This is a genomic window from Collinsella sp. An2 (genome assembly GCF_002160065.1).
In the GTDB taxonomy this organism is placed as follows: domain Bacteria; phylum Actinomycetota; class Coriobacteriia; order Coriobacteriales; family Coriobacteriaceae; genus Limicola.
In genome coordinates this window covers 15,711-38,787 of the sequence record NZ_NFJW01000009.1, presented here as the reverse complement: position 1 = coordinate 38,787, position 23,077 = coordinate 15,711, and the positions used below count along the sequence as shown (strand labels likewise).

Annotated in this window: 18 protein-coding genes; 3 read left to right on the top strand and 15 right to left on the bottom strand. The window is 64.7% G+C overall.

Annotated elements, in window-relative coordinates:
• Window positions 1-7 precede the first annotated feature (7 nt).
• Together B5F33_RS06940 and B5F33_RS06935 are read right to left on the bottom strand one after the other, a co-directional pair.
• A complete protein-coding gene (locus tag B5F33_RS06940; protein WP_087411085.1) occupies window positions 8-709 on the bottom strand; it encodes an ABC transporter ATP-binding protein in 702 nt (233 codons plus the stop codon).
• A 134-nt stretch (window positions 710-843) separates the two neighbouring features.
• Window positions 844-1,317 (bottom strand): bifunctional precorrin-2 dehydrogenase/sirohydrochlorin ferrochelatase, encoded by a 474-nt coding sequence (locus B5F33_RS06935; RefSeq protein ID WP_087411084.1) that lies wholly within the window; start codon window positions 1,315-1,317, stop codon window positions 844-846.
• Between the two features lie 333 nt (window positions 1,318-1,650).
• Between B5F33_RS06935 and B5F33_RS06930 the strand changes: the two genes are divergently transcribed.
• Window positions 1,651-4,242 carry an FAD-dependent oxidoreductase gene (locus tag B5F33_RS06930; RefSeq protein ID WP_087411083.1) on the top strand — a complete coding sequence of 864 codons (2,592 nt, stop codon included), beginning with the start codon at window positions 1,651-1,653 and terminating at the stop codon, window positions 4,240-4,242.
• Window positions 4,243-4,316: 74 nt separating this feature from the next.
• Here B5F33_RS06930 and B5F33_RS06925 read toward each other — a convergent pair whose 3' ends face one another.
• Window positions 4,317-5,375 carry a hypothetical protein gene (locus B5F33_RS06925; protein ID WP_087411082.1) on the bottom strand — a complete coding sequence of 353 codons (1,059 nt, stop codon included), beginning with the start codon at window positions 5,373-5,375 and terminating at the stop codon, window positions 4,317-4,319.
• A 427-nt stretch (window positions 5,376-5,802) separates the two neighbouring features.
• Between B5F33_RS06925 and B5F33_RS06920 the strand changes: the two genes are divergently transcribed.
• Window positions 5,803-6,402 (top strand): tRNA (cytidine(34)-2'-O)-methyltransferase, encoded by a 600-nt coding sequence (locus tag B5F33_RS06920; RefSeq protein WP_087411081.1) that lies wholly within the window; start codon window positions 5,803-5,805, stop codon window positions 6,400-6,402.
• Between the two features lie 104 nt (window positions 6,403-6,506).
• On the opposite strand, the gene B5F33_RS06915 is transcribed toward B5F33_RS06920, so the two are convergent.
• Entirely contained in the window at window positions 6,507-8,282 is a 1,776-nt protein-coding gene (locus B5F33_RS06915; RefSeq protein WP_087411080.1) for an ABC transporter ATP-binding protein, read from the bottom strand.
• A complete protein-coding gene (locus B5F33_RS06910; protein ID WP_204214457.1) occupies window positions 8,282-10,138 on the bottom strand; it encodes an ABC transporter ATP-binding protein in 1,857 nt (618 codons plus the stop codon). The genes B5F33_RS06915 and B5F33_RS06910 overlap by 1 nt, the downstream gene beginning before the upstream one ends.
• A 160-nt stretch (window positions 10,139-10,298) precedes the next feature.
• Between B5F33_RS06910 and B5F33_RS06905 the strand changes: the two genes are divergently transcribed.
• Window positions 10,299-11,324, top strand: a complete 1,026-nt coding sequence (locus tag B5F33_RS06905) for an AraC family transcriptional regulator (RefSeq protein ID WP_158095332.1) — start codon at window positions 10,299-10,301, stop codon at window positions 11,322-11,324.
• A 172-nt stretch (window positions 11,325-11,496) separates the two neighbouring features.
• Here the strand turns inward: B5F33_RS06905 and B5F33_RS06900 are convergent, their stop codons facing one another.
• The 10 genes from B5F33_RS06900 to B5F33_RS06855 all read right to left on the bottom strand — a co-directional run bounded on the left by B5F33_RS06900 (window position 11,497) and on the right by B5F33_RS06855 (window position 22,955).
• A complete protein-coding gene (locus B5F33_RS06900; protein WP_087411078.1) occupies window positions 11,497-13,002 on the bottom strand; it encodes an MFS transporter in 1,506 nt (501 codons plus the stop codon).
• 195 nt (window positions 13,003-13,197) lie between these two features.
• Window positions 13,198-14,466 (bottom strand): MFS transporter, encoded by a 1,269-nt coding sequence (locus tag B5F33_RS06895; RefSeq protein ID WP_158095331.1) that lies wholly within the window; start codon window positions 14,464-14,466, stop codon window positions 13,198-13,200.
• 166 nt (window positions 14,467-14,632) lie between these two features.
• Entirely contained in the window at window positions 14,633-15,442 is an 810-nt protein-coding gene (locus B5F33_RS06890; RefSeq protein WP_143757959.1) for a TetR/AcrR family transcriptional regulator, read from the bottom strand.
• Window positions 15,443-15,581: 139 nt separating this feature from the next.
• Window positions 15,582-16,256 (bottom strand): TetR/AcrR family transcriptional regulator, encoded by a 675-nt coding sequence (locus B5F33_RS06885; protein WP_204214449.1) that lies wholly within the window; start codon window positions 16,254-16,256, stop codon window positions 15,582-15,584.
• A 109-nt stretch (window positions 16,257-16,365) separates the two neighbouring features.
• Window positions 16,366-17,139, bottom strand: coding sequence for an ABC transporter permease (locus B5F33_RS06880; protein WP_087411074.1), 774 nt, complete (start codon window positions 17,137-17,139; stop codon window positions 16,366-16,368).
• A complete protein-coding gene (locus B5F33_RS06875) occupies window positions 17,129-18,067 on the bottom strand; it encodes an ABC transporter ATP-binding protein (RefSeq protein ID WP_087411073.1) in 939 nt (312 codons plus the stop codon). Before B5F33_RS06875 ends, B5F33_RS06880 begins: the two co-directional genes overlap by 11 nt.
• Before the next feature lie 254 nt (window positions 18,068-18,321).
• The gene (gene mgtA, locus B5F33_RS06870) at window positions 18,322-21,108 is read right to left on the bottom strand and encodes a magnesium-translocating P-type ATPase (RefSeq protein ID WP_158095330.1); all 2,787 of its coding nucleotides are present in this window, start codon (window positions 21,106-21,108) and stop codon (window positions 18,322-18,324) included.
• A 619-nt stretch (window positions 21,109-21,727) separates the two neighbouring features.
• A complete protein-coding gene (locus B5F33_RS06865) occupies window positions 21,728-22,072 on the bottom strand; it encodes a GIY-YIG nuclease family protein (RefSeq protein WP_087411071.1) in 345 nt (114 codons plus the stop codon).
• A 52-nt stretch (window positions 22,073-22,124) separates the two neighbouring features.
• Window positions 22,125-22,454, bottom strand: coding sequence for a cupin domain-containing protein (locus B5F33_RS06860; RefSeq protein WP_087411070.1), 330 nt, complete (start codon window positions 22,452-22,454; stop codon window positions 22,125-22,127).
• 198 nt (window positions 22,455-22,652) lie between these two features.
• Window positions 22,653-22,955: a hypothetical protein gene (locus B5F33_RS06855; RefSeq protein ID WP_204214441.1), complete on the bottom strand. Its 303-nt coding sequence runs from the start codon at window positions 22,953-22,955 to the stop codon at window positions 22,653-22,655.
• Window positions 22,956-23,077: the final 122 nt, after the last annotated feature.

Here is a 23,077-nt window from a genome sequence, read left to right as displayed (position 1 = left end):
CCACCTCCTACCACTCGATCTCGTCGATAGGACGAGGGCTGGGGTTGCGCTTCACGCCGGTGACGGCTCCGTCGCGCATGTGGATCACGCGGTCGGCGATGGCGGCAATGGCGGCGTTGTGGGTCACGATGATCGTCGTCGCCCCGTGAAGCCGGCTCATGTCCTGCAACAGCTTGAGAATCTGCTTGCCCGTCCTGTAGTCAAGCGCGCCGGTCGGCTCATCGCAAAGCAGCACCTTAGGGTTCTTCGCCACGGCGCGGGCGATGGCCACGCGCTGCTGCTCCCCGCCGGAAAGCTGCGAGGGAAGGTTGTCCATGCGAGCCTCGAGCCCCACGGTGCGCAGCACATCCTCGGCGTCGAGCCCGTCGGGCGCAATCTCGGCCGCAAGCTCGACGTTCTCCAAAGCCGAAAGGTTCTGGACAAGGTTGTAGAACTGAAAGACAAACCCTACGTCCGTGCGGCGATACCGCGTGAGCTCACGCGGAGACAGGCGGGCGACGTCGCGTCCGTCGACGCAGACCGAACCCTCGTCGCAGGTGTCCATGCCGCCCAGGATGTTGAGGAGGGTCGACTTGCCGGCCCCCGACGGGCCAAGCACGATGGCGAGCTCTCCCCGCTCGACCTCAAACGAGACGTGGTCGTTAGCAGCGATGACGTCGGGGCCGCTTTGGTAGCGCTTGCACTCATCGATGACATTTATATATGCCATGCGAACTTCCTCTCGACGATTGACTCACCGTCAACCGGCGGCGTATTGGATTTGTTATACCCAGCCGACCAGCTCGTTCGCATCAAATCTGCACGACAACGCGCCTGCCTGAGCGACACCCGCCGAAAGCGCCGTCACGCGCGACGGTCAAGGTCTGCCAGCAGCGAGCGAATGGCCCGTGCGGCGCGGGCGACAAGCCTGTGGTCGCCCGTGCGCGAAACCACGCCCACGGTAAGCCCCGCCCCCTCACAGAGCGCCGGGAAGAAAAACGTGCACTCACCCGGCGCGTCGGCAACCGAGACCGGGATACCCGCCGCGCGACAACGCTGCCCCACCAGAAGGTTCACCGCCCGGTCGTTTGTCGCCGCCACGACGAGCCGGCATCCGCCCTCGTCCCCCAAACGATAGGTGCGCGCCTTGACGTCAATGCGACCTGGTGCGGCCTCGTCCGCCTGCCCCGCGGCGGCCTTGGGGTCGACCACCGTCACCCAGGCACCATGGCAAGCCAGCGCCTTCGCACGGCGACGCCCCACAGAGCCGGCGCCCACCACGAGGCACCGTGCGCAGGTCAGGTCGACAAACAGCGGAAACCGCGAGGGCGTGTCCATCAGCGTCTCCCCGCGTTCTCGAGGGCGCTGTCCGCGCGCTCGCCTGCGATGAGCTCGGCTGCGCCGCAGCCGGCAGAATACACGAACGCCATGGCCCCCTCTTTTCGCTTGATGCGCATCCTCGCCGCACGCCGGCCGTCGAAGATACGCTGATCGCCCTTCGGCATCATTCTCGCACAACGGGCATTCGACGGAGTGAGGCGCCGGCAAAGAACCCCTCCGCGGGTATTCTTCACCCGTCGCCGTAAAACACGATGCGGCCCAGCCCAGACAGCCCTACCATGGAGGTAGACGTTGCGCCCGCGCGGCGCACAGACATGAGAGGGGATCTGCATGAAGTACCTGATCGTCGGCGGCGTGGCCGCCGGCACCAAGGCGGCAGCCAAGATCAAGCGCTGCGACCGCACGGCCGACGTGCGCGTCATCACCCGAGATGCCGACATCTCCTATGCCGGCTGCGGCCTGCCCTATTACATCGGCGGGAGCATCGAGACGCGCGACGAGCTCATCGTAAACACGCCCGCCAAGTACGAGGGCCTTACCGGCGTGTCCGTCGAGACGGGCGTCGAGGCCACGGGGCTCGATGCGGCGGCGAAAACCGTCTCCGTGCGCAGGGCGGACGGCACGACGGGAACCGAATCCTACGACAAGCTCGTCATAGCGACCGGTGCCTCCCCCTTCGTGCCCCCGGTGCCGGGCACCGACCTTGCGGGCGTCTTCTGCGTCCGCACCCCCGACGACGCCGAGGCCATCCGCTCCTATGTTGAGGAGCGCTCCTGCCGCAAGGCCGTCGTGGTGGGCGCCGGCTTCATCGGACTCGAGGTCGCCGAGAACCTCCAGGCGCGCGGCCTTGCCGTCACGGTCATCGACGCCGCCTCGCAAATCATGCCGAACGCCTTCGACCCCGAGATGGCCGCCTGGGCGACGCGTCAGCTCAAGGCCGGCGGCATGCGCGTCATGACCTCGTGCGCGCTCTCCGGCATCAAGGCCGGCCAGGGCGAGGCCGCCGCGCGCGCCGTGGCCGTCGAATGCGCCAACGGAACCCTTCCGGCCGACGTCGTCGTGCTTGCCATCGGCATCCGCCCCGCGACCGCATGGCTCGAGGGCTCTGGCATCGAGATGTTCAAGGGCACGATTCTCGTCGATGAGTACATGCAGACCAACCTCGCCGACGTCTATGCCGCCGGCGACTGCGCCGAGGTTCGCAACGCCATCACCGGCAAGCCCCAGTGGAGCGCCATGGGCTCGACGGCAAACATCTCTGCGCGCGCCCTTGCGAAGACCCTCACCGGAACCCCGACCTCCTATCCCGGCGTCTTGGGAACCGGCGTGGTGAAGCTTTCGGCCACACTCAACGGCGGACGCACCGGCCTCACCGAGGGCCAGGCGCGTGAAGCCGGCTTCGAGCCCGCAAGCGTCGTCGCCATCGTGGATGACAAGGCCCATTACTATCCGGGAGCTTCGAGCTTCTATATCAAGCTCATCGCCGACGCCTCCTCCCACCGTATGCTCGGCGTGCAGGTATTTGGCGCCGGAGCCGTCGACAAGGTGTGCGACGTCGCGGTCGTGGCCATCTACCAGAAGCTTGCGATCGAAGACCTCGACCTCATGGACTTCAGCTATGCCCCGCCGTTCTCGACGGCGATCCATCCGCTGGTGACCTGCTGCTACATCCTGGAAAACAAGCTTGCCGGCCGCTTTGAGACCTTCACCCCCGCGCAGTACGCGGCTGGCGAGGCGAAGGACTACGAGGTCATCGACGTCCTGCCCGAGCCCACGATTCCCGGCGCCCGCTGGGTGAACCTGGCGAGCATTGGGCCGGACGGCATCGAGGGCATCGACCGCGACGCCAAGGTGCTGCTTGTGTGCGCCAAGGGCAAGCGCGGCTACTTCGCCCAGAATCGTCTTAAGGCCGCGGGCTACACCGCCACGCGGGTGCTTGAGGGCGGCGCGACCTTCAACGAGGTGCGCGTGCCGCGCCGCGGCAAGAAGCTCCCCGCATCCGAGATCAAGCGCCTGAAGGGCCTGGGCTGCCTGCAGGACAAGCGCTTCGACGACGTGTTCAACGTCCGTGTGATCACGCGCAACGGCAAGCTCACCGCAGCCGAGCAGAAGGTCGTCGCCGACGCGAGCGAGCAGTTTGGTTCCGGCGAGGTCACCATGACCACGCGCCTGACGCTCGAGATTCAAGGCGTGTCCTACGACAACATTCCCGCCTGCATCGACTTCCTGCAGGAGCATGGCCTGGATGCCGGCGGCACCGGCTCCAAGGTGCGGCCCGTCGTAAGCTGCAAGGGCACGACCTGCCAGTACGGCCTCATCGACACCTTCGACCTCTCCGAGAAGCTGCATGAGCGCTTCTATGTGGGCTACCACGGTGTCGAGCTGCCGCACAAGTTCAAAATCGCCGTGGGCGGCTGCCCCAACATGTGCGTGAAGCCCGACCTCAACGACCTGGGCATCGTGGGCCAGCGCATCCCGCAGATCGACGCGAGCGCATGCCGCGGCTGCAAGGTCTGCCAGGTCGTCGAATCCTGCCCCATGGGCGACGCGCACATTGCCGAGAACGGCAAGATCGCAATCGACGAAGAACTGTGCAACCACTGCGGGCGCTGCATTAGCACCTGCCCGTTCGACGCCGTGACCGAAGGCGGCCAGGGCTACAAGGTCTACGTCGGTGGCCGCTGGGGCAAAAAGACCGCACACGGCCAGGCACTGGACAAGATCTTCACGAGCGAGGAAGAGGTCATGGACGTGGTTGAGCGTGCCATCCTGTTCTTCCGCGACGAGGGCAAGAGCGGCGAGCGCCTGAGCGACACCATTGCGCGCCTGGGCTTTGACTATGTCCAGGAGAAGCTGCTCACGGCCCCTATCGACAAGGACGCCATCCTGAAGAAGGAGGTCAAGGGCGGCGCCACCTGCTAGCACAGAGGGACGCGCCGCGGACTGCTGCCGGCGTGTCCACGGCTCCACGCTGAACTTAGCGCCGAGCCGTGAACTTAGCGCCGAGCCGGCGACGGGTCGCGCGGCGACATAGGAACAAGACGGGTCGGTCTGGCGACGCCTTTCGCGTCGCGGGCCGGCCCGCAGTCTATATGTGCCGCAAGTGCAGCGATCGCCTCGAGCCTGCGGCAGACCATGGCCGCGTTTCCGTTGATCGAAGCCTCGGTCGGCGGGCGCCAGGACGCTCCTTCCAGGGCAAGCGTGGCGTCGGGCACCACCACATAGAGCATGTTCTCGGCAAACACCACGATGCCGGGCCGCAAGGCGGGCGCATGAAGCCGGCATGTCTCGAAATAGCGCTCAAGCGCCTGTATGACCGAAGCAGTGAGCACGGCGTGCGCTCGATCGGGCGTGTCGGAGCGAAAATGCAGCCAGCTGCCCGGAGCCTTGCCGAAGCCCGATGCCTCGCCAGGCAACAGGGTCGCGATATCGCTTGCCAGGCCTTGAGCCGCGGCAGCGAGCCGATCGCGCAGGCTCCCGTCGCAGGACGGACGACGGTCGGACACCTCGACGAAGCCGCCGCGCGTCGAAGCCAGCGAAAGCGGGGCGCGCAGCTCGTAGACCAGATGCTGCCGCAAAGCGCCGGTGGCGTCCGAGCCGCTGCGCGCCTCGACCGCATAGATGCGAATGTCTCCTTGGGGCGTGCGTCGACAGAGCGTTCCCTCATATGCCGCGACGCCATCGACCAGGTTGAGCACTCGCTGCGGCAGGCGCTCTCGAATCTGGTCCGGGCCGGCCGAGGCGTCGAAGGAGAAGTCGGGATACAGCTCGCTCATGACCTGGGGCAGCACGCTGGCACAGGCGCGCCGGCGCGGACGCAGGAGGGCGCGGGCCGCCGCTGCCGCCGCCGTGAACGCAGCCACAAGGGTACCGGCCGCAACGACCCCTCCCGCAGACGCTGGCAGCACGCGGGCGAGCATCACGCCGCACAGGATGACCGCCGCGGCGATGCAGAAGACTACGGCGAGCGTCTTGCGATCGCTCTGCGTATGGTCCTGCATCCGATACAGGGTGCCCGGCGATATCCCATGTGCCTCGAAGCGCGGCCGTGCCATCGCTCGTCCTCCCGAATCCCGTCCGTCCTCACCTTTCCGGCGCATGACGGGTCGCGCGCCGCTCGATATAGGTCCAACCTACTGGAAAAATGATGCTTGCCGGTATATAGCGCGTAAAGATTGTGTTAGGAAACCGGGCGTGCGGGCTCCTCGCTTGCGAGCGCCGCATTCTCCTGCGAACGAGCGTGTCCCTCGGCGTAGAATGAACCGCACGCCAGAAAGGACGCCGCCTCACGCGCCGGCTGCCCAGCCAACGGGGACCGACCGCGGCCAGATGTTGCCAACAGTGTTGCCATCTGTACCCGTCCCCAATGGCACACCCAATGGCTCAATGGCCACAGCTGGCAAATTGTTGCCAACCGTACCCGTCCCCATTGGCAAAATCTGTCATATGTACCCGTCCCCAATGGCGAGCCAAGGAGCATGTATGTTCAACCTCGTACTCTTCGAACCCGAGATTCCCGCCAACACGGGAAACATCGGCCGCACCTGCGTGGTGACGGGAACGCGCCTGCACCTCATCCGCCCGCTCGGCTTTTCGCTGGACGACCGAGCCCTGCACCGTGCGGGACTCGGCTATTGGCACAACCTCGACGTGACCGTCTACGACAGCTGGGACGACTTCATGCAGCGCTGCGGCCTTACGACACCGGGTTCAGAGGCACGCCTGCACCTGCTGACCAAAAAGGCCGCTCGCATCTATTCCGAGGCCACCTACCGCGACGGAGACTATCTGATCCTGGGCAAGGAGAGCTCCGGCATCCCCGAGGAGCTGCTGGCCGCACACCCCACATGCTGCGAGCGCATCCCCATGCTGCCCGACGAGACCTCGCTGGCAAACGCCCACGACTGGGCCGCCGCGAGCGGAGCGGACACCCATCCCAGCCATGAGGCGCTGCACCGCCAAGACATCTGCGGGAACTTCATCGACCCCGAGGACTACCGCATCAGCGCACTCAACCTGTCAAACGCGGCGGCAATCGTGCTGTACGAGGCGCTGCGGCAGACGGGCTTTCCCGGCATGTAGTGCGTCCGCGGCGCCCGGGCATCTCAATCAAACAGCTACGGCAACATCCCCAGGACACCCGGTCACCATGGCCGTTTGCCCTGGGGATGTATCACATGCGGGGTCTACAGAGTCCAGCCTTCGCTTTCGCGCTGCAGGCGCACCATGCGGGCAAAGAGCCCGTCTGCTGCCATGAGCTCGGAGGGCGATCCCTGCTCGACCACGCGCCCGCCGTCGAGGACGACCACCTTGTCGGCCCCTTCCACGGTGCGCATACGGTGGGCGATCACCATGACGGTCTTGCCCGCAAGCAGCCTCGACAGCGCCTCCTGGACCTGCGTCTCGTTCTCGACGTCAAGGCTCGCCGTCGCCTCGTCAAGCAACACGATCGGAGCGTTCTTGAGGAGCGCGCGGGCGATGGAAATGCGTTGCCGCTCCCCTCCTGACAGCTTGGACCCGTTCTCGCCGATCATGGTCTGGTAGCCCTCCGGCATGCGCAGCACGAACTCGTCGCAGTTCGCCGCCCGCGCCGCCGCGAGCACCTCCTCGTCGGTCGCGTCGCGCCGACCCAAGCGAATGTTGCCCACCACGGTGTCATCGAACAGCAGGACGTCCTGGAACACCACCGCAAAATCGCGCAGCAGCAGCTCGGGGTCGACCGTCGACACATCGACGCCGCCCACGCAGACGGTACCCGCATCGGCATCCCAGAAGCGGCAGGCAAGCTTGGAGCACGTGGATTTGCCTGAGCCGCTGGGACCGACCAGCGCCGTCACCTCGCCCTCGCGCGCGGTAAAGGAGACGTCCGTGAGCACCTGCTCGGCGCCGCGGTCGTATGCGAAGCTCACATGCTCGAACCTCACGTCGTGGCCTGCCGGCTCGTAGGACCGGCCTCCCTCCGCCAGGGGCTCCTCGTAGAAGCTCTTCATGCGAGCCGCCGCCGTGCGCGCGGAGAACAGCTCGGCAATGAGCATAAGCGCCTGGTCAAAGGGTGCGTAGATGCGCGACACCACAACTAGGAAACAGAACAGCGTGAGGAAGTCGCAGCTGCCGTCGGCAACAAACAGCGCACCGGCGAGCAAGGTCGTCGCGAACCCCAGGCGCAGCACGATCTGAGCTCCGTTGACGCATATGCCCGTGATGAGCTCCGCGCGCACCGCGCAGCGCTCGGCCGCGTCGACGCTCTCGTCGATATGCTTCAGATAACGGTCGACCTGGTTGGTCGCGCGCACCTCGCGCACGCATTCGAGCGCCTCTTGAATGAACTCCGAGGTCTGGAGGCCGGCCATGCGCGTTTTGCGCATGAGCGGCTGCAGGCGGCCGCGCACCCCAAACAGCAGAAGCAGCGCCACCGGCCCCGACCACATGGATGCCACCGCCAGGCGCGCGTCAAAGAACAGCAAGCCCACGAACGCGATGATCATGGTCGCATAGGCGCCGTACAGCTCGGGGAGCACATGGCTGTAGGCATGCTCGGTCGTCTTGACGTCGGTCATCAAAGTCTCGGTAAGATCGGCCAGGTCGCGCCGGCCGAAGAACGAAAGCGGGAGCTTCCGCAGGCGCTCGGCAAGACCGATGCGCTGCCGGCCGCTTTCCTTGTAGATGACGCCGTACTGGTAGTAGTACTGGAACCGCTCACACACGAAGAGCACCACGCCGTAGACGAGCATGAGGATGACCAGCCAGGGCGCGGGCACGGCAAGAAGGTCGATGCCCCAGGCAGCAGCGGGGCCGGACGCAACGCCCTCGCCGAGCATCGCGGTGGCAAGCGAGCTCATCACCAGGTAGATAAGACCCACACCCGCAAAGACCACCAGGTTCGTGATGGTTGTCCAGACCGCTCCAAGCTTGACGTTTCGCACGCCCTCGTCGGTGAGGGCATAGCTCTCTTTGATAGACATCAGCGATCGCCCCCTTCCTCCGGCATCAGGCTGCAGGTCTCCTCCGAAGAATTTGCCCTGATGCGCCAGCTAACAGCCTGCTCATAGTCCGCCCACATGCGGGCATAGAGGCCGCCCGCCGCCACAAGCTCCTCATGGGCGCCCTGCTCTGCGACCTGTCCGTGGTCGAGCACGACGATCTTGTCCGCATTGCGCACGGTGGAGAGCCGGTGCGCGATCATAAGCGTCGTGCGTCCCTGGGAAAGCCGGCCAAGCGCTCGCTGGATCAGGACCTCGTTTTCCGGGTCGGCAAAGGCGGTCGCCTCATCGAGCACCACGATGGGCGCGTCCCTCAAGATAGCGCGCGCGAGCATGAGGCGCTGGACCTCACCGCCCGAGAGGTAGACGCCACCGGTTCCCACCTGCGCGTCGATGCCATCCGGCAGCTTCGCCAGGATGTCGTCGCACTGGGCGGCAGCAAGCGCCGCCATGACCTCGTCGCGCCGCGCGTCGGGACGAGCCGCGCGCACATTCTCCAAGATGCTCTGGGAAAACAGACGGTTCGCCTGGAACACAAACGCCACACGACCCATAAGGACCTGCGGGTCCACAGAGCGCACGTCGACGCCTCCCACGCGAACCTGTCCCTCGTCCGCATCCCAAAAGCGCGGCACCAACGACGCCGCGGTCGACTTGCCGCCGCCGCTTGGCCCCACCAAGGCCACCGTCGACCCCGCGGGAACCGTAAAGGACACATGGCTTAACGCGGGGCTATCTGCCCCCTCGTAGCAAAACGACACATCGTCGAACACGATATCGTTGCCCTGCGGTACCTGCGGCGCGGCAGGCGCCTTGATCTCGGGGGCGTCAAGCACCTCGCTGACACGCTGGAGCGCATCGGTCGCCGTCTGGACCGCGTCGGACATAAACATCACCCGCGTCATGGCGGTGGGGATCACAGCCGAGAATATGGCGTAGAACGCGACGTTTGCCAAGAAATGCACCGGGTCCGTCTCGCCCGGGGCAAGCAGCACCGCGACGGGCACCAAGAACATCGCGACGCCGTTGATCACCGTCAGCGAGAACGACTGGGGATTCTGGCACCATGTAACCGCATAATCCTGCGCGAGGCGGGTGAACTCATCGATGGCATCGTGAAAGGCCTTGAACGAGTAGACCGTTTGCTGGAAGACCTTTACGACGGGGATACCGCGCACATACTCGGTGCCGGTCTTGTTCATGGTCACGAGCGAACCCATATAACGCCGCATGAAGTCCATGCCGCGGCCGCCCATCATGTAGAACATGCACACCAGCGAAAGCGCCACGGGGACAAGGCAGGCAAGGCCGAGCCGCCAGTCAAACACGAAGAACAGCACAAGCATGCCGACGATCATGGCGATGGAACCCGCTGTGTCGGGCAGCTTGTGCGCCAGGAGCCCTTCGGTCTCGGAAGCGCAGCCGTCCACGACGCGCCGCAGCGCGCCCGACGCATGCGTGTCGAAATATCCAAGCGAGGTGTGCATCAGGTGCTCTGTCGCCTGCTTACGCATGTTGGAAGCGCAGCGAAACGCCGCCAGATGCGTGCACATAAGTGCCAAAAAGTACACGGCGATGCTTGCCGCCGCAAATGCAAGCGCCCACCAACCGTAGACCGCGATGCCCGTCGCCTCTGTCCAGCGGGGCGCCACAGCAATGAGGTCGCGGGCCACGAACCACACGCAGACATACGGTCCAAACGAGATGATCATAGAGACGGCCGAGAGAGCGCAACCCAGGTATGTGAGCGCCCGCCGCGGTCCCGCAAATGCCAAGAGCTGGCCGATCGAGCCATGTCGTTCGCGCTCCCCGGGGCCTTCTCCCCCGGGTGCCGACATGGAGGCCGCCCGCGGCTCTTCGGCCGCAGCGGCACGTGATGCAGAAGCCATATCAGTCCTTTCCTCCTTGTGTTTCCTGCGTCCCTTACCGTATCATTCAAGTAAGTTAGAGCTAACTCTTGCGACAGAGGTCGGGACGAATTCGAAAGGCGGGAACGCAATGATGCGAGAAGTCCAGAGCGCTGGATGTGTCCGCGACGCGGCATGTCACCGCGCGCCCGCCGTCCTTCGATCGACAGAACCGCTTGCAGCCGCCTACGAGCCGCAGGTCGAACAGTTGGGCGTCAAGCTGCGCCGCAGAGGCAACGTCCTGGTAGGCGCCGCATCCAACGAGCTCGTCGATGCAGAGGTGTTCGTCTACCTTCAAGATGGGTGCTTTGCCATCACGTCCCACCGCGTCCATGTCAAGCGACATGTTCGTTTTTACGAGCAGGGATTCCGCGGACTCTGCCTGAGCAGCCTTGCCGCCGACTGCCTTCCGCTCTGCCCCGTCGTACAGCCGCGCGAGACGCGTCGGTATGGCAATGTGGTCGCATTTGGACTTGAGGCGGTCGAGACCTGCGGATGGATGCGGGCGGGCACGGCCCAAAACGCCACGTCCATCATGCTGTTGCCCGGCTGGATCGACCATTTGGAACAGGGCGAGCGCGCGTGCGCCTACCGAATCATGGAAGAGCCGGGCGTAGTCTGCGAGGATGCCGGCGCCGCACCCATCGATCAGGCGATTCGTCTGATAACGCCGCTGTTTGGCAATCGCTTCGTTGGCTGCCGCAACCTCGCGCACTGCGTTCAGCATGCCGTCACGCTCGCCGTCGCCTGGCACGAGGCTCAAGACCGCGCCGAAAGGGCCTCCGGTACGTTTGAGCAGGCGCGGCTCGTGCGCCGCGCCAAGCGCCTCGTGGACCGCAACCTTTCGCGAGAGATCACCGTCGACGCACTTGCGCGCGATCTGCTTACCAGCAGGACGCGCCTCTGTGCGGCCTTTCATCAAGAGACCGGCATGGGGCTTGGCGCCTACATCCGCAAAACCCGCATGCAACACGCCAGCGCCTTGCTCGAGATCGGCGACCTAACCGTGGCAGAGATTGCCCGCGAGGTGGGCTACCCGCGGCCTTCGAGCTTCGACGTCGCGTTCAAACAGGAAATGGGACTCAGCCCCACCGCCTGGAGGATGCGGCAGGGCTGAGCCGGAAGATAGCAAGCGAGTGTCGTGGATCGCCGGTGGAGGACAAAGCAGGCAACGCGGCCGCAAAAGGGACCGCAGGAAGCGGCTCGGGCGGGCCGCCTAGACCTGTCCAAGAAATCGTCCGCATCCCCCACCGCGACCGTAAAAGGGCCGAGCCGGCACCGGGGCCGCGCTAGCGCGAGCGCTTTTTCGCGGCGGCGCCGGCAATCAAAAAGACGGCTCCAAGCACGGTGAGCGCGGCGAACACCATAAAGGTAAAGCTGAACCCAGCAAGGAACAGGTCAGGTCTGCCCTCGATGTATCCCGACACCGGCATTCCCGCGAGTGCGCTCATGCGACCGTAGAGCAGCTCGGTGCCGCCGGTCACACCTGCAGACATGCCCATGTAGCGCACGAGCGACACCAAGCTCCCCGCAAATCCCAGATGCGCAAGGTCAACCGAGCCCATGATGAGCGAGTTGTTCGGCGACTGGAACAATCCGGTGCCCACCGCCATGAACGCCATGAGGCCCACGATCTGGACGATCGGCGACAGCTCGGTCAAGCCGCCAACGAGCGCGATGCCCGCGGCGTAGATCGCAAGACCCACCAGGCACGGCCAGAAGCTGCCGATTCGGTCGGACAGGGCACCGCCAAACGGGCCGGCAACCGCCATGGCAAGCGGAATCGCCGTCAGTGCCAGTCCCGCGATGTTGGAGGGCAGACCGCAGGCATCCTGCAGATAAAACGGGAGAATGAGCTCGGTGCCTCCCACGGCGACAAAGCACAGAAACATCGCGGCGAGGTTGAGCGAGAACTCGGCGTTGCGAAACACGTCCAGACGTACAAGCGGCGACGCCACGCGGCGCTCGACCACAACAAACCCAACGAACAACGCGATGCCTGCGACCAGGGCGACCATAAGCGGCGCCGTCACGCCCCCGGCGAGGTTCGTCAGCGAGAAGAAGATCAGGAAGATCGAAGGCGCCAGCAGCAGGGCGCCCGGCACATCGAATCCGGAGGACTCCCCGCGCGGCAGGTCACGCGGGAGCGTTTTGAGTCCCACCAGCAGGGCGACGATGCCCACGGGAACGTTGATGAGGAAGATCGACTCCCATGGAAAAACGGACACGAGCACGCCGCCGATGGTGGGGCCGCACATCATGCCCAGCGACACGAACGTCGACACGATGCCGAGCGCTCGCCCGCGTTGGCTTGTGGGAAATACCTCGGTCACGATGCCCATGTTGTTCGCGGTGGCACTTGCCGCTCCCAGACCCTGCACCACGCGGGCGGCGATGAGCATGGGAAGCGAGGTCGAAAGCCCGCAGAGCGCAGAGCCGATCGTAAAGAGGGCGACGCCTCCCTGGAACAGCTTGACCTTGCCGAAGAGGTCGCCCAGACGGCCGAACACGAGCACGGTGACGCAGCACACGAGCAAGTAGACGCTCGACACCCATTGGATGTCGCTGGCCCCCACAGCAAGCTCGCGCTGCATGGCGGGAAGCGCAACGTTCACGATGCTGCTGTCGAGCGTGGACATGAACGTCATGAGCACCACGGTGAAAAGCACGATCCACTTGTTGGGAGCGCTAGAGGCGCCGGTACGGCCAACCGCCTGGCCAAGCTCTTGCGCAGCCCGGGCTGGCTGGGATGCCTCCCCGTGCGCGGCCGATGATGTCTTGATATCTTGTTGCATACGTTGCCCTCCCCCAGGCAGTCGCGGATAGATCCACGCGCCTGAGAACGCGCCTCTCCAGCTACCACGCCGGACGCTGTCGCAGGGGGCGGCGATGCCTCGTTCCTGCTACGGGCCATGGCATCATACCATGTTGTTCCCGCATCTTCACCACATCGCCGCACATATGACGCTGTACCCTGCCAGACAACGGAGTTATTGCTCTCGCGCGTAGCCTCGGCCCAGATAGACACCCACCAAGCCGACGGCCACGGCGGCCACCGCTGCGACCACCCACGGGGCAGCAAGGTCAAACGCCGCACCGTACGCGATTTGCCCCAGCGGCGTGGCCAGGTTGCCAAACATCATCGCCAGGCTCATCACCTTACCCGTCAGCTCGGCTGGCGCCTCCATCTGCAAAAACGATGTCATAAGAATCGATGCCGCCATGCAGCACACCATCACCCACAGATAGCTCACCAGCATGCCGGCAAAAGCGACAAGCGGCTCACCCACCACCAGCAGCACGGCCGCAACAACCCCAATGCCCACCGTGGCAAGCCCGATGAGCCAGGGGGATGTGCGCACGGTCATGCGCTCAGGGCGAAGCATCACGACCGCGCCTCCCAAAAGCCCGCCGACCGCAAGCACGCCCTGCGCCACGCCCATCAGCTGATTGGAAAGACCGAGCGACTCGGTAATGATGTACGGCGTGCCGATGTTGATGAACGACGATCCAAACAGATTGACGAACATCGCCGCAATGATGATCTGCCACAGCACGGGGCGGCCACGAAGGAAGCCCAAGGCATCACGCAGGTCGGATACAGCGGTCTCGACCATGCCGGCGGTGCGCGCCGGCGGCTCGTACGGGATGCGCACAAAGCCGAGCACGAGCGCGCACGACACGCCAAACGATGCCGCCGCGACGAGCATGATGGGCGCCAGACCAAAGAAACCAAAGATCATGCCGCCAATCACCGGCCCGCCGATGCCCGTGATCATGCTCACCTGGTTAGCGATGGCCGTAGCCTGCGGAATGCGCTCCTGCGGCACTACGAGCGGCACCGCCGATTGCACGCACGGATGATAGATGGCCTGCGCGGCAAATGCGACCATGAGCACGAAGATGGTAAGGGCAACAAGATGCTGCGTGCCCGATGCGGCCATGTAGCCGAGCATCATGAAAGCAAGCAGTGCATCGAGCGCCGCCATGACGCCACGCTTGCGTGTTCGGTCCGCGATGACGCCGCCAACAGGCGAAAGGCCAATGTAGGGAATGAACCCAGCGGCCACCACCCCGCCGTAGAGCGCACCCGAGCCGGTGAGGTTGAGCAGGTAGAGGGGCAAGACGAACTGTAAGATCTCGATACCGAGAAGCGAGAACACTTGCGCTACGACGATGGCGCGGAAGCTCGGGGTAACCAGGAGGCCGGACGCGTGGTCGTGCGGCGCGTCGTTATGTGGCGTGCTAGCTGTAGACATGGAAATTCCTTTCAGAACGGGCGGTACGAATGAGGGCGCTCGGGGCGCGGTTCTTGTCTGCCTGGTATCTGATCCTCCTTTCCTTCTTTCATACATTCGGTAGGTATGTAAATGCCTTTGAAAGAAAGCCGCACGAGGCGGCTCTCCTCTTTCTTGACCATACGGGCTACGCCCGGTTGCCTCCACCATCTTGTGGTTGCTTTTCTTCCGTGCAACCAGCAATAGGCACCGACTCGTCCTGCGTTGCACGCGCGCCTGCTCCAGATTCCTTCGCAAGCCATTGCCAATCTGTCCACGCCTGCTCCGACGCAACGTGCCCCATGCGTGCGGGATCAAGAGACTCCCAATCCACCAAATCTATTCCCAATGCATGGGTAATGGTCAAGAAGGTCTCTGCGCGGCGCTGATACGCAGCAGGGTCATCGGCTGGTATCGGGTTAAAGAGCGGCACCATCCACAAGTTAGCCAGCAGCAGTAGAGCCTCGGCGGCCTCACGCGGGTGTTTGGCCGAAATGGTTCCGTCCTCCACCCCCTCGCGAATGATGGGCTCCACATAACAATGTGCCGTCTCCAACACGTCGGCATACTCGCGCGCGAGAATGCGCGCATTTTGGATGGGGTCCGATGAGGGCTGCATCGCATGCCACATATCGGCCGCCGGACCCTCGGATGACGCGCGGTCCAAGGCTCGCAACTTTTCAAGCCCAGAAAGGCTGCAATCGGCCAAGATGGCGTCCGATCGTTCAAGCACCGGCTTATTCGCCCGCTCGAATACAGCCTCAAAAATGTCCTCTTTGCTTTTAAAGTGATGGTAGACGGCGCCCTTCGTGAGCCCGCCGAGCCCCTCCACGATGTCTGACATCGTCGTATGGTCGTAGCCCTTGGTCATGAAGAGCTCTTCAGCAACGTCTAGAATGCGACGAACCGTCTCTTCCGGGTATTTGTTCCGCGCCATCGCTGCCTCCAGCACATCCACGGTCGTTCGAGCCCATTATACATACTTTTGGTATGTATAATGGATCGAAACCTCATGGCTCTATAGCTGGCAACGACAGCCGCGAGGCCGCGCTCTCGAGAGGGCCGGGCATGGTGCATGCAACACGCCTCGCCCTATGTCATGCGTTCCATCCAGCGATGAGCGCGCTGAGGCCGGTCTCGAACTGGCCCGCAAGGTTCCAGCCGTCTTCATGCATGGGGGCAAGCAGGCGCTCAAGCTGTGTGCGCTCGTCGTTCGTTGCGTCGGCTAGCGCTTCGGCGAGGCCCGCGCCCGGCTCGTCGGCCGCGCCGCCCGCAGGAGGCGCCACCTCTGCCGCCGCAAAGCCCGTGGTGTAGACCGTCAGAGCACACAGCAGGTCGAGCGCGTTGCCCGGCAGCACCACGCCCGCATTCGCCAGACGGGCAAGCGAGCGCGCGACCAGTGCAAACTGTCCTGGCGTAGAAATGGGATGCGTGAGCATGAGGACCACCACATTGGGGTGCGCGCGGAGCACGGACAGAAGGGCGCGGGCATACGCACAGGAGGCGGCACGCCAATCGGCCGGAGCTTCCTGCGCAACCCGCTCATCAAACGAGGAAAGCGCTTCCGACCAGATTTGCTCGGCAAGGCCATCGAGAAGCGCCGCCTTATCGGGAACGTGTCGGTAGATGGCGGTCTGCGAGACGCCGAGCCGCTTTCCCAGCACACGGAGGGAGAGCGCGTCGAGACCCTCGGCGTCCACAAGCGTAAGCGCCTCGGCCAAAATCGCTTCACGCGTGAGTCCGCGCCGTTGTGTGGTCGCTGTAGTCGCCACGCCCGTCCCTCCGTCCAATGCAGCCATAAGGCAGGTCGCCGTCCCCGACATCTCCCCCGACGGCCCCTGCCGCCCTGCCAAGAATGTGCGCCTGCCCGACTGCTATCCGCTACTCGGTTTTCACACCGTCGATTCCCAAGAAGCATCGTACCATCGCGAGCGCTGTCAGCACGGCAAGGAACACGCCGAGCGCCGCGAGCTGCGGCGCGATATCGCCGAAGCCCGCGCCGTCAAGACTCACCGCGCGCACAGCGTCAAGTGCCCAGTACGCAGGCGACAGCTTTGCAAGCGGCTGCGCCCATTCCGGAAAGCTCGCCACCGTACAGAGCGTGCCGCCAAGGCCCGCCGCGAGCATACCGATAAGGTTCGCCAGTGAAAGTGCGGTGCCCTCCGTGCGCGCCCAAAGCGAGAGCGCCACGCCAAAGGCAGCCAACACCGCGGCGAAGAGCAGCGCGACGACGATAATCGCCGCCGGATCGCCCGCGGGCCGATAGTTGAAGAGCGCGCTTCCCAGTGCAAGCACCGCGAGGAGCTGCAGCGCCTGGACCACGTAGGCCACCGTCACCTTGCCGAGCACCACGTCGGCTGCCGTCGCAGCCGACGCGCGTAGGCGCGGCCACGTACCCCACGCGTGCTCGCGGAAGAACGACTGCACGATCACCTGCACCGAGAGAAACGAGAAAAGCGTCGCCATACCGGGAACTGCCTGTTCGGCGCCCGCGGCCGCAGCATAACCCTCCGAGGCAAGCATGGTTTTGCACGCTGGAATCATGAACGGCATGAGCACGAGCGGGGCAAGCGTCATGAGGACGACGAGGCCGGCGTCGCGCAGCCGCAGGAGCGCCCCGAGCCGCACAACCGCGAGATAGCGCCTAGGCTGCATGAGGCGTCACCTCCTCCCCCACGATGGCGAGGTATGCGCTTTCCAGGTTGGCGTGGACTACGCGCACGTCATCGAGGACAAGACCGCGCGAAGCGGTTTGGGAGAGCAACGCCGCCACGGCAGACCCAGGATCTGTGGGCGGCACCGCGGGCTCGAAGTAGCCATCGGCGGCAGACGTCCAGCCGGGGACACCGGGATCGGCCCCGCCGGCAAAGCGTACGCGCACCGTCGGGCGGGCATGGGCGTCGACTACTTCGTTGAGCTTACCCGCCGCCACGACGCGCCCGCCGTTGAGCACGGCGATGTCGGCGCCCAGCTCTTCAAGCTCGCCCAGGTAGTGTGTGGTGTAGACCACCGCCGCCCCAGTTGCTGCCACCACACGCACGGCATCGAGCACGCCACGGCGCGCCTCTACATCCGTCCCTACCGTGGGCTCATCGAGAAAGATCACCCGCGGCCGATGCATGAGCGCGATACCCGTATGAAGCCGGCGTCGCTGACCGCCGGAGAGGTCGCGGGCGCGTTGACGCGCCTGAGACGTGAGACCCAGAAGACCCATCACCTCACTCGCGCGGTTGCGGGCCTCCCGGCGAGAGAGCCCCTCGACCGCACCGAGGCAGACGAGGTTTTGCGCCATCGAAAGCTGCGGGTAGACGCCGATATCCTGCGGCGCCAGACCCACGAGGTCGCCGACGCGCCGGCGTGCCGGGTCGCACCCACAGATACTGACCGTCCCCGCGTCCGCGCGCTCGAGCCCGCACATGATGGAGATGAGCGTCGATTTGCCGGCGCCGTTGCGCCCCAGAAGACCCAACACCTGCCCCGGCCACACCGTGAGGTCCACGCCACACAGCACCCGGTGCGCTCCAAAGGATTTCTCGACGCCGCGCAGCACAATCTCCGGGGCGTCGCTTCGTCCATCTGCCATAGTTCACCTGGCTTCCTATAGATGTTTACAGTGTTAACTTAGCCGGCTGGCAAAAATGTTAACACTGTAAACTTTGAAGTCAAGCGATAGACGGAGAGCAGCGTGCTCGCCAGAAAATGCATCGGGGAGAAACGGTACGACGGAGCCGCAACGACGGACAACCCCAGACCGTTCGTCCCGGATCTCCCCGAACCGTTTGCCCAAAGGCGCCTCCCCGGACTTCTGCCCCTGCAGCACGGCTGGTGCACAAACCGTCACAACAGCGATCCGAACCTGCGGCGGTAGACACGGGTCGCGATGATTCCCAAGACCAGATACCCTGCGACCGCCGCCGCGAGGAACGCAAAGAACGCCGGCGGGAGCGGTGCCATGTCGAGCGCGCCCGCGACGGGCAAGAACGGGAGCAGCGTCGCCACCGCGATGCCCGCCGCCGTGAGCACACACACCGGTGCGCTCGCTCGACTCTGGATGAACGGAACCCGCTCGGTGCGGAGCAGATGCACCACAAGGCTCTGGCTCCACATGGACTCGACGAACCATCCAGCCTGGAACACCGCCACAAAGAGCGCCTGGCCCGCCCCGTCCAGGGCGGCATACGCCCCTGGAGCGAACAGCGGGCAGCCCGCCGCGAGCGGACACGCCACAAAGAACAGGAACGCGAAGGTAAGCACGTCGAACAGCGAGCTCAACGGACCCAGCGTAACCATGTAGCGCACGAGCGATCCCGCCTCCCAACGACGCGGCTCACACACCAGCTCGGAATCGACCGCATCCCACGGAAGCGCCGCGCAGGAAAGATCGTAGATGAGACCGAGCAGCACGATCTGCAGCGCGCTCATGGGTAAAAACGGTAGCACCAAGCTCGCCACGAGCACCGAGATGACGTTGCCGAAATTGGAAGCGAGCGTCATCTTGATGTATTTCATCATGTTGATATAGGTGCGACGCCCCTCGTCGATGCCCGCCGCGAGCACGCGGAGATCCTTCTCGAGCAGGGTGACGTCCGCTGCCTCGCGCGCCACATCGGCCGCCGTGTCGACCGAGACGCCGACATCGGCCGCGCGCAGAGCGCCCGCATCGTTGACCCCGTCGCCCATGAACCCCACCACGTGGTCGGAGGCGCGCAGCGCCCCGATGACGCGCATCTTGTGCTCGGGTGTGAGACGGGCGAAGACCTGACAGCTATTCGCCGCCTCGGCGAGCTTCGCATCGGAAAGTCGATCGATATCGTCGGCTGTGAGCACGGCGGACGCATCGATGCCCACCCTGCCGCAGACCGCCGCGGCCACGCGCTCGTTGTCGCCGGTGAGCACCTTCACGGCCACGCCGCGCCGGGCGAGCTCGCGCACCGCCTGCGCCGCCGACTCCTTGGGCTGATCCAGAAAGGCCAGGTAACCCAGTAGCACCATATCGCACTCGTCTGCGACGGTGAGCTCGCCCGCCGGACGCGGGTCGGCCTTCTGGGCGACGGCGATCACGCGCAGGCCCGCGCCCCCCAGATCGTCCGCGGTGCGGCGCGCGCGGACGAGCGCCGCACCGTCCAGCGGGACCACGGCGCCGTCCATCTCGGCAAACGAGCAGACGCCGAGCATCTCCTCCACCGCACCCTTGGTGATGAGTTGCGTCTTGCCGGCGGTATCGCGCACGACCACGCTCATGCGCCGCCGCGCGAAGTCGAACGGCAGCTCGTCCACCTTCTGGAAGCGGTCCGCATCCGCCATGAAGCTGTCGTCGCGCTGCGCGAGCGCGGCAACGTGCTCCACCACCGCGCGGTCGAGCACGCTGCGCAAGCCCGTCTGGTACCTGCTCACCAGGTAGGCATGACGCAGAACGCGCGTGTTATCGCGGCCCGACACGTCGAGCGCTCGCTCGAGCGCCACGGCATCGCGGGTGAGCGTGCCCGTCTTGTCGCTGCAGAGCACGTCCATCGCGCCCAGGTCCTGGATGGCATCAAGGCGCTTGACCACCACCTTGTGCTCCGCCATCGTCTGCGCGCCCTTGGCGAGGCACGTCGTCATGATCATCGGCAGCATCTCGGGCGTCAGGCCCACGGCGACCGACACGGCGAACAGCAGCGCCTCGATCCAGTTGCCGCGCGCGAAGCCGTTGACGGCGACGACCACCGGCACCATAGCCAGCATGAGCGCCACGAGCACGCGCGAAACGGAGGCCACGCCGCGATCGAAGGCCGTGGGGCCGCCCGCGTGCGCGACCGCCGACGCCATGCTGCCGAACATCGTCCGCGCGCCCGTCCGGATCACGACCCCATGCCCGGTGCCGGACACGACGCTCGTACCCATGAAGGCGAGGGTAGGATAGGCAAGGCCGCCGGCTCCGCTGGCGGCCTCAGAGGGAGCGGACGCGACGTCGGCAACCTTCTCCTGCGGCTCGGACTCGCCGGTCAGCGCCGCCTGCGCAACGAAGAGGTCGCGCGCCGCCACGATCCGAACGTCCGCCGGGACGAGGTCGCCCGCCGCGAGGCACACGACGTCTCCCGCCACCACGTCATCGAGCGGCACCTCGCGCGTGGCGCCATCGCGCACCACGGTGCAGGCATCCTCCGTCAGGTGCTCGAGGGCAGCCATCGTCCTGCCGCTGCGGACGTCCTGCACCAGATGCAGCGCGCCCGACACGACGATCATCGCCACGACGATCGCCACCGTGGCGAAGCTGCGATCGCCCGGGCTCGCGAGGCAGACATCGGTGTAGAACGATACCGCGGCCAGCACCGCGAGAATCGCGGTAAACGGGTTGACGAAAGCCGCCGCGAGCAGCTGCGCGACCGAACGCGAGCTCGCTCGGTCCACGGCGTTATCGCCATAACGGGCACGGGCGCGCTCGACCTGATCGGCGGACAGCCCCTGCGGACCGCTCTGCAGGCGCGCGAACGCCTCTTCCACCGAGCAGGTGGCAAGCTCGTCGAGCTGTCGGCGCTCGACGGCTCGGGTACGCGCATGCGCCGTATCCGTAGAACGAGAAACAAACTTGAATGCGTCAACGCGGCGCGCGAGCACGCGGCGCGCACGCGTCATGAGTGCCATGGTCATAGGACACCTCCTGGAATATCAGGTTGTGTGGTTGCAGAGGCGCAGCGCGCCCCGATGTATGACCAGGCAATGATGCGGTTGTTGAACGCGGAAACGCCCTAGGCGCTCATCGGAAGGCCCATGGGCAGCCGCACCACTGCATGGTCGCCGGCTGATCGCGGGCCATTACTGAAACCGTCCATGAGCACCTCCTCGACATCGCGGCTTCCCAGCCGTCAGAACATGAATCGAGAACCCGAAAGCACTGCATGTGCCCGGGCGCCCACATTGTGAACCTCAAAAGCGGGCAAGGGTCCGGGCATCTTGCGCGCGGCGACCATCTTCACGGACCCCGCACAATTTGCCCTCGGGCAAACCCCTTCCATGAATGGCATGCGCACGAGCGAGATGGGACTGTGAATGTGCCTGGAGAATGGGGCCACTGCAGATTCATGCCGAAAGAACCACGTTGTCGCAGCGGCACTAACCTCGCCGTGACAGGCCCGTCCCTTCTTCCGGGGACTCCTCAAGCGCAGTATGACCCAGCAGTAGCACTCAGCCGTAATACGGACAAGCGTCCGCGGCTCGGGTCGCGGCCGCCTGCCCGATATGCATTATTCTTCAGCGAATACGCCTATTGCACGATAGGCTGCGCTTCTGGGTGCTCGGCCATAACCTCGTCGAGCAGCTCCTGAAGCTCGTCTGCATGGTCTTTGAGCGGGTCCTCGTAGTCCAGCTCGCGTGCAATACCAAATGTTAAGCACTCTTTGCCACGTTGGCGCCACAGCTCTTGCATACGCTTGTTAGGATGCAGGCCGGCCGCCAGCTGGAATCGATGCCGATTGAACTCCGCAGGAATGTCCTTAGAAACTCCCACGAAGAGCTCCCCCGTTTCCTCACACTGGATGGCGATCACGCCCATCTGGGGGTGGCGCAGCTTCCACTGCTGCTTAAGCTCCTTTTTACGGTTCGCGTCCATTGCGCGTCCTTCATCAGTCGATAGCGTTGCAGACCTGAGCAAGCGCGATGCGCTACCGCTCCACCACGACGGTGAGCAGGCAGAGATCGTCGTCGCCCGTGTTGACGATGGCATGCTCGGAGCCCTTGGGGCACACATGGCACACGCCCGCCGAGAGCGGCTCCTCTACGCCGTCGCAGGTTGCCACGCCCGTGCCCGAGAGCACGTAGTTGATGTCGTCGCTTGTCTCGTGGCGATGCGCACCGATCGAGCTAGCCGGATGGATGCGGCACGGAATGATTTTGCCGCGCTCGCTCATATGCATACGCGCCGACATCTCGCCCGTACCGCCATTCATGCCGGGTACGGTCACTTCATTGATCTCGTTGAAATCGATGCGCATGGTGTTCCTTTCGGCAGCGGCGTACACGGGGGCTTGAAAGCTCGCCCATTGTATGCCAAGCAAGCGAGGCCCGCCGCTTGCAAAAGCCCGAATGATACAATCCGGAACCTGCCCCATTTTCAGCCGAAGAGAGTGATTTTGTCGCGCGGAGGGCGCAGCTCGCCGGGTGCGGTGAAGACTGCCTCGTAGAGAAAGTCGTCAAGCTGGTCGTATTCTGAAGGCATCAGGTCCCTGATTTTCGACACGATGGTTCCCCCATCCGGTGGCGAACTCAAGGATGAGGTTTGCGGTCGACTCAACGACTTCTCTCAGATACGCAAGCTCCGAATCTGAGAAGCCCAGGTTGTCTGTCCACGTCCCGTCCGGCAGGTAGCAGGTGACATGGTGGAAGCAATCCCTGGCGTCAGGTCGCTCGATATACACCTTCACGCGACCGTCGTCGCCCATGTCAGAGTGAACGATCTCCGTGCCGTCATTGAGCGTCATGAACGGGTATATCATGCAATCGCACCTCACTTCCGTTTTGTCTTGCACGTCAGTATACCCGCAGGCGATACCCCACAGCCCACCTCTGCCATCATCGGCTCATCTGAGGCGGAAACGCGGCGCCGTTGGGCAGCCGG

Bases quoted from the DNA above. Each gene is read 5' to 3' on its own strand.
- B5F33_RS06915 (WP_087411080.1), bottom strand. From the start codon at position 8,282: ATGTCTATCAAAGAGAGCTATGCCCTCACCGACGAGGGCGTGCGAAAC.
- B5F33_RS06935 (WP_087411084.1), bottom strand. From the start codon at position 1,317: ATGGACACGCCCTCGCGGTTTCCGCTGTTTGTCGACCTGACCTGCGCA.
- mgtA (WP_158095330.1), bottom strand. From the start codon at position 21,108: ATGGCACTCATGACGCGTGCGCGCCGCGTGCTCGCGCGCCGCGTTGAC.
- B5F33_RS06925 (WP_087411082.1), bottom strand. From the start codon at position 5,375: ATGGCACGGCCGCGCTTCGAGGCACATGGGATATCGCCGGGCACCCTG.
- B5F33_RS06895 (WP_158095331.1), bottom strand. From the start codon at position 14,466: ATGTCTACAGCTAGCACGCCACATAACGACGCGCCGCACGACCACGCG.
- B5F33_RS06920 (WP_087411081.1), top strand. From the start codon at position 5,803: ATGTTCAACCTCGTACTCTTCGAACCCGAGATTCCCGCCAACACGGGA.
- B5F33_RS06875 (WP_087411073.1), bottom strand. From the start codon at position 18,067: ATGGCAGATGGACGAAGCGACGCCCCGGAGATTGTGCTGCGCGGCGTC.
- B5F33_RS06860 (WP_087411070.1), bottom strand. From the start codon at position 22,454: ATGCGCATCGATTTCAACGAGATCAATGAAGTGACCGTACCCGGCATG.
- B5F33_RS06865 (WP_087411071.1), bottom strand. From the start codon at position 22,072: ATGGACGCGAACCGTAAAAAGGAGCTTAAGCAGCAGTGGAAGCTGCGC.
- B5F33_RS06910 (WP_204214457.1), bottom strand. From the start codon at position 10,138: ATGTCGGCACCCGGGGGAGAAGGCCCCGGGGAGCGCGAACGACATGGC.
- B5F33_RS06940 (WP_087411085.1), bottom strand. From the start codon at position 709: ATGGCATATATAAATGTCATCGATGAGTGCAAGCGCTACCAAAGCGGC.
- B5F33_RS06855 (WP_204214441.1), bottom strand. From the start codon at position 22,955: ATGATATACCCGTTCATGACGCTCAATGACGGCACGGAGATCGTTCAC.
- B5F33_RS06900 (WP_087411078.1), bottom strand. From the start codon at position 13,002: ATGCAACAAGATATCAAGACATCATCGGCCGCGCACGGGGAGGCATCC.
- B5F33_RS06880 (WP_087411074.1), bottom strand. From the start codon at position 17,139: ATGCAGCCTAGGCGCTATCTCGCGGTTGTGCGGCTCGGGGCGCTCCTG.
- B5F33_RS06930 (WP_087411083.1), top strand. From the start codon at position 1,651: ATGAAGTACCTGATCGTCGGCGGCGTGGCCGCCGGCACCAAGGCGGCA.
- B5F33_RS06905 (WP_158095332.1), top strand. From the start codon at position 10,299: ATGATGCGAGAAGTCCAGAGCGCTGGATGTGTCCGCGACGCGGCATGT.